This is a genomic window from Streptomyces sp. NPDC005423 (assembly GCF_040606415.1).
GTDB lineage: Bacteria > Actinomycetota > Actinomycetes > Streptomycetales > Streptomycetaceae > Streptomyces.
Genome location: NZ_JBEXET010000044.1, coordinates 65,212 through 71,998 on the forward strand (window position 1 = coordinate 65,212; position 6,787 = coordinate 71,998).

Annotated in this window: 7 protein-coding genes; 4 read left to right on the forward strand and 3 right to left on the reverse strand. The window is 74.0% G+C overall.

The window, feature by feature from the left end:
* Nucleotides 1–21 precede the first annotated feature (21 nt).
* Genes ABZT12_RS32450 through ABZT12_RS32460 form a run of 3 tightly spaced genes read left to right on the forward strand, consistent with a single transcriptional unit; the run spans nucleotide 22 to nucleotide 3,610 of the window.
* Nucleotides 22–1,563 (forward strand): phytoene desaturase, encoded by a 1,542-nt coding sequence (locus ABZT12_RS32450; RefSeq protein WP_356391214.1) that lies wholly within the window; start codon nucleotides 22–24, stop codon nucleotides 1,561–1,563.
* Entirely contained in the window at nucleotides 1,560–2,591 is a 1,032-nt protein-coding gene (locus tag ABZT12_RS32455; RefSeq protein WP_356391216.1) for a phytoene/squalene synthase family protein, read from the forward strand. The genes ABZT12_RS32450 and ABZT12_RS32455 overlap by 4 nt, the downstream gene beginning before the upstream one ends.
* Nucleotides 2,588–3,610, forward strand: a complete 1,023-nt coding sequence (locus ABZT12_RS32460; protein WP_356391218.1) for a DUF5914 domain-containing protein — start codon at nucleotides 2,588–2,590, stop codon at nucleotides 3,608–3,610. The genes ABZT12_RS32455 and ABZT12_RS32460 overlap by 4 nt, the downstream gene beginning before the upstream one ends.
* A gap of 165 nt (nucleotides 3,611–3,775) precedes the next feature.
* Here the strand turns inward: ABZT12_RS32460 and ABZT12_RS32465 are convergent, their stop codons facing one another.
* On the reverse strand, nucleotides 3,776–4,021 hold the full coding sequence (locus ABZT12_RS32465) for a WhiB family transcriptional regulator (protein WP_356391228.1): 246 nt from the start codon (nucleotides 4,019–4,021) through the stop codon (nucleotides 3,776–3,778).
* 409 nt (nucleotides 4,022–4,430) lie between these two features.
* Between ABZT12_RS32465 and ABZT12_RS32470 the strand changes: the two genes are divergently transcribed.
* Nucleotides 4,431–5,318, forward strand: a complete 888-nt coding sequence (locus ABZT12_RS32470) for an oxygenase MpaB family protein (protein ID WP_356391220.1) — start codon at nucleotides 4,431–4,433, stop codon at nucleotides 5,316–5,318.
* Between the two features lie 73 nt (nucleotides 5,319–5,391).
* Here the strand turns inward: ABZT12_RS32470 and ABZT12_RS32475 are convergent, their stop codons facing one another.
* The gene (locus tag ABZT12_RS32475) at nucleotides 5,392–5,973 is read right to left on the reverse strand and encodes a DUF4383 domain-containing protein (RefSeq protein WP_356391222.1); all 582 of its coding nucleotides are present in this window, start codon (nucleotides 5,971–5,973) and stop codon (nucleotides 5,392–5,394) included.
* 227 nt (nucleotides 5,974–6,200) lie between these two features.
* On the reverse strand, nucleotides 6,201–6,371 hold the full coding sequence (locus ABZT12_RS32480; protein WP_356391224.1) for a hypothetical protein: 171 nt from the start codon (nucleotides 6,369–6,371) through the stop codon (nucleotides 6,201–6,203).
* Nucleotides 6,372–6,787: the final 416 nt, after the last annotated feature.

A 6,787-nucleotide genomic window follows, 5' to 3' on the forward strand; every position in this document is an offset into this window, starting at 1 on the left:
CCGAGGCCGACGACGCCCAGGATGCCGAGGCGGATCCGAGGCCGTACGGACCATGTCGTGGTCGTCGGCGCCGGGCTCTCCGGGCTTTCGGCCGCGCTGCACCTGCTCGGCGCCGGACGCAGGGTCACCGTCCTCGAACGCGACCCCCTGCCCGGTGGCCGCGCCGGACGCCTGACCCGCGGCGGCTACCGGATCGACACCGGCCCCACCGTGCTGACGATGCCCGACCTCGCCGACGAGGCCTTCGCCGCCGTCGGCGACAGCCTGCGCGCGCGCGTGGAGCTGATCCCGCTGCACCCGGCCTACCGGGCGCGGTTCGCCGACGGCAGCGGCATCGACGTGCACACCGACCCGGACGCGATGGAGGCCGAGGTCGAGCGCTTCGCCGGCCCGGACGAGGCCGCCGGCTACCGGCGTCTGCGCGGCTGGCTCGAACAGCTCTACCGGACCCAGATGCGCCACTTCATCGACACCAACTTCGACTCCCCGTGGCAGCTGCTCACCCCCGATCTGGCCCGGCTCGCGGCGCTGGGCGGCTTCGGCAGACTGGACGCCCGCATCGGCCGCCATCTGCGCGACGAGCGACTGCGCCGCGTCTTCTCCTTCCAGGCCCTGTACGCGGGCGTCCCGCCGGCCCGGGCGCTGGCCGCCTACGCCGTCATCGCCTACATGGACACGGTCGCCGGGGTGTACTTCCCGCGCGGCGGCATGCACGCCGTACCCCAGGCCATGGCGGACGCCGCCGCCGACGCGGGCGCCGATCTCCGCTTCGGACAGGACGTCGTCCGCCTGGAACGCTCCGGGGAACGGGTCACGGCCGTCGTGACCGCCGAGGGCCGCGTGCCGTGCGACGCCGTGGTCCTCACTCCGGACCTGCCCGTCGCCTACCGCCTCCTGGGCCACGCGCCCCGTCGGCCCGTGCGCATCAGGCACTCGCCGTCGGCCGTCGTCCTGCATGCCGGCACCGACCGCACCTGGCCCGAACTCGCCCACCACACCCTGTCGTTCGGCACGGCGTGGAGCCGTACCTTCGACGAACTGACCCGCACCGGCGAGCTGATGAGCGACCCCTCGCTGCTCATCACCCGCCCGACGGCCACGGACCCGGGTCTCGCCCCGCCCGGCCACCACCTGCACTACATCCTCGCGCCCTGCCCGAACACCGACATCGGGCCGGGCGCCGCCGAGTGGGCCGATCTGGGGCCGCGCTACCGCGACAGCGTCCTGCGGGAGCTGGAACGGCGCGGTCTCGACGGCCTCGGCGCCGCCATCAAGGAGGAGTGCCTCGTCACACCCGCCGACTGGCAGGCGCAGGGGCACGCGGCCGGGACGCCCTTCTCCGCCGCCCACACCTTCGCCCAGACCGGCCCGTTCCGCCCGCGCAACCTCGTCCGGGGCACCGAGAACGCCGTTCTCGCCGGCTGCGGCACCACACCCGGCGTCGGCGTACCGACCGTGCTGCTCTCCGGAAAGCTCGCGGCCGCCCGGATCACCGGTGGTACGGCCCACTCCCCCGGCCGTTCGCGCGCGGCGCGGTCCGTAGCGGAAGGAACGCCCTCATGACCGATCGCGAACTCGACGCGGCGGGCATCACCGACCCGGCGCTGCGCGAGGCGTACACGCACTGCCGAGGCCTCAACTCCCGTTACGGCAAGACCTACTTCCTCGCCACCCGTCTGCTGCCGGTGCACCACAGACCCGCCGTGCACGCGCTGTACGGCTTCGCCCGCTGGGCGGACGACATCGTCGACTCCGCGGACCCCGCCGCCACGGCCGACAGCCGCGCGACCGACCTCGGCCGCCTCCAGGCAGCCCTGGAGCGGGGCCTACGGGACGCGAACAGCACCGAACCGGTGGTCCGCGCGCTCGCCGACACGGCCCGTCGGTACGACATCGACCACCGGCACTTCAACGACTTCATGGCCTCCATGCGCACCGACCTGCACGTGACCGACTACCCGACCTACGACGATCTGCGGCGGTACATGCACGGTTCCGCCGCCGTCATCGGACTCCAGATGCTGCCGGTCCTCGGCACCGTGGTCCCCCGGGAGGAGGCCGCCCCCCACGCGGCCGCCCTGGGCGTCGCCTTCCAGCTGACCAACTTCCTGCGGGACGTGGGCGAGGACCTCGACCGGGGCCGCGTCTACCTGCCGGCGAACCTGCTGGCGGCGCACGGCGCCCACCGGGAGCTGCTGGTCTGGAGCCGACGGACCGGCCGGCGCGACCGGCGCGTCACCGAGGCGCTGAAGGCCGCCGAACACCTCACCCGCGGCGTCTACCGCGAGGCGGCACCGGGCCTCGCGATGCTCGACCCGGTCTCCCGCCCCTGCATCCGCACGGCGTTCGTGCTGTACGGGGGAATCCTCGACGCCATCGCCGACGACGGGTACGCGGTGGTCCACCGCCGTGCCGTCGTCCCCCGCAGACGCCGTGCCGCGGTGGCCCTGGACGGCCTGGCGCGGGTGCTGGCCGCGCGCGCCGGGTCGCGCACGGCCGGTACCCGGGGGCCCGGGCTCCAGGACCGGGGGCGGTTGTCGCCCCGCGGTCACCGGCCGTCGTCCGAGCAGGTCCCCGAGGAGGTCGCGTGAACGCCTCTCGTCCCGTCCCGCGCGGACGGTTCCCGTTGTCGCTGCGCAGGCGTCCCGTGTCCTGGGAGAAGCAGCGCCCGACCTGGCGCGAGGCACGGCCCGCCGTCATCGCCCAGGCCCTGAAGCGCAGCCAGGCCCGTCCCTCCGGCAACTGGTACGTCGTCGGCGCCACCCGTGATGTCGCCGCCGACCGGCCCCTCGCGCGGACGGTCGCCGGGCAGGAGGTCGTCGTCTGGCGCGACGCCGCGGACCGGCTCGTCGCCGGGGCCGGTGTCTGCCCGCACCTGGGCGCGCCGCTGCGGGACAGTCCGGTGCGCTGCGGCACGCTCGTGTGCCACTGGCACGGACTCGCCCTGACCGGCACGCCGTTCGCCGGCTGGGAACCGCTGCCCGTGCACGACGACGGGCTACTCGTGTGGGTGCGGCTGGACGGCGTGGGCGGCGAAGCGCCGCTGGACGCACCGGTGGTGCCGGTCAGGCCCGCGCCGGCCGGCGCGCTCTCCGCCGTCTACACCTGCGTCGGGACCTGTGAGCCGGAGGACGTCGTCGCCAACCGGCTGGACCCGTGGCACGGCGCCTGGTTCCACCCGTACTCCTTCGTCGACCTCACCGTCGTCGACGCACCCGATCCCGGACCGGGGAGCGTCGAGGCCGAGGACGCCTTCGCCGTCGACGTCTCCTTCAAGCTGGCCGGGCGGCTCGTCGTGCCGGTGCGGGCCGTGTTCACCGCCCCCGAACCGCGCACGGTCGTCATGCACATCACGGAGGGAGAGGGGCGCGGGTCGGTCGTGGAGACCCACGCCACCCCGCTCGGCTCGGACCACCTCGGCAGGCCGCGGACGGCGGTGGTGGAGGCCGTGGTGGCGGCCTCCGACCGCCGGGGGTTCGCCGTGGCGCGCTCGATGGCGCCGCTCCTGCGGCCGGTCATGCGCGCCACCGCCGGGCGGCTCTGGCGGGACGACCTGGCCTACGCCGAGCGGCGCTGGCTGCTGCGCTCGACGGGCCGCTTCCCGGGCTGACCCCGCCGTCGGCGCCGCCAGGGCGGCGGCCGCCACGGACGTGCCGCGAATCCCGTGCCTCATGCGGCATGCCCCGGCCCGCCCTGCCCACCGGCCCCCGTACGGCAGGGGGCCGGGGTCCGCTCACCGCCCGCTCCCGGTCAACGGCAGGGCGCCCGGAGCCGCTCAGAGCCCGCTCCCGGTCACCCGCCCGCGGCGCAGCGTCCGGCGCTCGGCGGCGGTCATCCCGCCCCACACGCCGTCGCGTTCGCCGTTGCGCACGGCCCACGCGCCGCAGGCTCCCATCACGGGACACCGTCGGCAGACCGCCCGGGCCTCCTCGATCTGCCGGCGCGAGAGGCCGTCCTCGCCCAGCGGGAAGAAGAGCTCGGGATCCTCGGAGCGGCAGGCCGCCGCGGAGCGCCAGTTCAAGGGAGAGAAAGGGTGCATCGGTACCTCCACCGATCGTTCGCCGCCCGCGTTCCGGACAGCACGTGCACGGCGCTCACGGCGCCGTGTGACCCGGCAGGGGGTGCCAGCAATATAGGCACTTTCGACCGATTCGGCCAACCGTGCCGCACAGCCGTCGCGGCCACCCCGGAAACGGGAGCGGCGGCCGAGACTGAGTCGCTGCGTCGCCGAGTCGAGGTAAGGCGAGTCCGTCACCCGCCACGCATCCGCCGCGGACGGACACGGCGCAGAATGGTGAGGGGTGTCCGTCCGTGTCGCCCGCGAGGGGACGGCGGGCCGTGCGCCCGGCAGTACCCCGGCGTCGACCACTCAGGGCCAGGTCGGGGTGGCGAACCAGGACGGAAGACCAGGTGGCGGGAGGCCCGGGCTCATGACTCACACAGGATTCGACCGGTTCGGCCCGCGTGAGCGGCTGGGTTCCGCGATCTTCGCCCGCGTCGCCGGACCGGACGGGCCCGGCAACCGTGCCCGCATCCACGGCACGCCCGGCCCCCGCTGGTTCGCACCGGAGCGCCCCGTCCGCCGTGTGCACGGCGACGCTTCGATGTACGTCGGCGGGCTGTCCGCCCTGCTGCTCCAGTCCCTGCATCCGCTCGCCATGGCGGCCGTGGCCGCGCACTCCGGCTTCCGGGGTGACCCGTGGGGCCGGTTGCAGCGGACCAGCACCTTCCTGGCCACGACGACCTACGGTCCCAGCGACCAGGCGGAGCGGGCCTGCGAGCGGGTCCGCGCCGTCCACGAGCGGGTGCGGGGCGAGACCGAGCGGGGCGAGCCGTACCACGCCGCGGATCCGCATCTGCTCGGCTGGGTGCACGTCGCCGAGGTCGACAGCTTCCTCCGCGCCCACCAGCGCTACGGCGCGCGCCCCCTGACTCCCGCGGAGTGCGACGGCTACGTGGCGGACATGGCCCGGGTCGCCGTCGCCCTCGGGGTGTCCGATCCACCGCGCGACCGCGGCGAGCTGGCCGAGCGACTGAGCGCGTATCGACCGGAGTTGAGGGGGACTCCGCAGGCGCGCGACACCGCGCGTTTCCTGCTGCTGAACCCTCCCCTGCCGCTCGCCGCCCGTCTCCCCTACGGTGTGCTCGCCGCCAACGCCGTCTCGCTGCTTCCGCGTTGGGCCGCGCGTGAACTACGGCTGCCCCGGCTCGCGGTGGCGGACGAGTTGTGCGTGCACCCCCTCGGCTCCGCCCTGACCTCCGTGATCCGGTGGGCGTTGGCGACCACGCCACGCCCACCGGCCGCACAGCACACCTGACTTGACCCCGAGACGCCGGTAACGGAGAGCGCGACCACACGAGTTCTGCGCCTGCCCTGACCACCGGCGCGCCTCACTCGGCGGGCGTCTCCCTGGCCGTGGAGGAGGACCCGAGCGCCTCTCGGTCGGCAACCGCGGTGCCCGGTACGGGAGTTCGCTCACCTCGGCGGCGGGCGAGCGACTCCTTGGCCGCCTCGCGGGCGTGACGGCGGCGCCAGTACGGATTGTCGTGCGAGAGCCTGCCGGAGACCCGGCCGTACATCCCGAAGGTGAGGATGACGAGCCCCATGACGAAGCTGAAGATCACGTTGGTCATGCCGAAGCCGAGCACGTTGGCGGGCCTGTCCAGGATGAAGATGTGGACGAACCCGCTCAGCAGGAACAGCGCCCCCACGACCATGTTGAGCGTCGACGCGAAGTTGCCTCCCACGATCGCGCCACCGATCAGGACCAGCCCGACGAGGACGGAGACGAGACTGAGAACGCCGTTGGTCGACATCCCCGCCACATGCTGCCCGTCGGTGGTGAAGGGGCTCAGCCGGTCGGCGAACCCGAGCGCGCCGAAGACCAGCAGGACCAGACCGCAGAAGGCGGCGCCGTAGCGGTAGACGGTGGCGAGCGTGTGATCGACCGGAAGATCGTCACTCAGCTTCATGGCGGATCCTTTCGAAGCCGGGAAGGGTGCGTCCCCCCGGGCGGTGCGGCACCGGCCGGCCGCCCTGTCCCGTCTTCGCCTTCACCGACCGAGAAGGTTGCACCGCATGCGGGTGAAATGCGGACATTGTCCCCGACGGCCGTACGGCACGCCCGGCCCGGCCTCCGACGCACGGCGGCGCCCCTCCGCCTTCCCCATGGCAGAGGGGCGCCGCGCCGCGCGGGACCTCAGCGTCTACGGGTCGACCAGCCGCTGCCCACCCCCGCGACATGCAGGGCCAGCAGCGTGAGCCCGATCAGCATGACGTTCGTCGAGGTGAACACGTCGTTCGTCGAGATGTCGGCCGCGTTGATCAGGAACGCGAAGAAGAACAGGACCGCCGCGACAATACCGAGCACAGTGTTTTTCCCTTCTTGGAGGCGATGAGCGAACTCATCGTGGTTCCGTCCGCCTTCCCCCAACTCGCCGACAAACGCAGGCAGATGAGAGGGGATTTCGAGGAGGAGCGCCGCCGGCGCCGGCCACCGCCGACGACCCCGCGCGGATGCCCCGTACATGTATCCCGCCTCCCGACTCCCGCCCCTCGACTCCGACTCCGGCTCCTGCCTCCCGCCTCCTGTCGGCGCTGCATCCGATCGGCCGTCCCGGGCCGAAGGAGGGGCGGACGAGACACCTGGCCCGGCCGTCGCGCACGGGCCGCGATCGAAGGGGAGTGCCATGTCGACCTCCCGTGGCCCGAGCTCCGGCCGCCACCCGGCGCGGCGCGCGCGGCCGGCCGGGTCTTGCCGGGGGACCGCCCGGCCCCGAATTGCCC

Bases quoted from the DNA above. Each gene is read 5' to 3' on its own strand.
- ABZT12_RS32450 (WP_356391214.1), top strand. From the start codon at position 22: ATGCCGAGGCGGATCCGAGGCCGTACGGACCATGTCGTGGTCGTCGGC.
- ABZT12_RS32455 (WP_356391216.1), top strand. From the start codon at position 1,560: ATGACCGATCGCGAACTCGACGCGGCGGGCATCACCGACCCGGCGCTG.
- ABZT12_RS32470 (WP_356391220.1), top strand. From the start codon at position 4,431: ATGACTCACACAGGATTCGACCGGTTCGGCCCGCGTGAGCGGCTGGGT.
- ABZT12_RS32475 (WP_356391222.1), bottom strand. From the start codon at position 5,973: ATGAAGCTGAGTGACGATCTTCCGGTCGATCACACGCTCGCCACCGTC.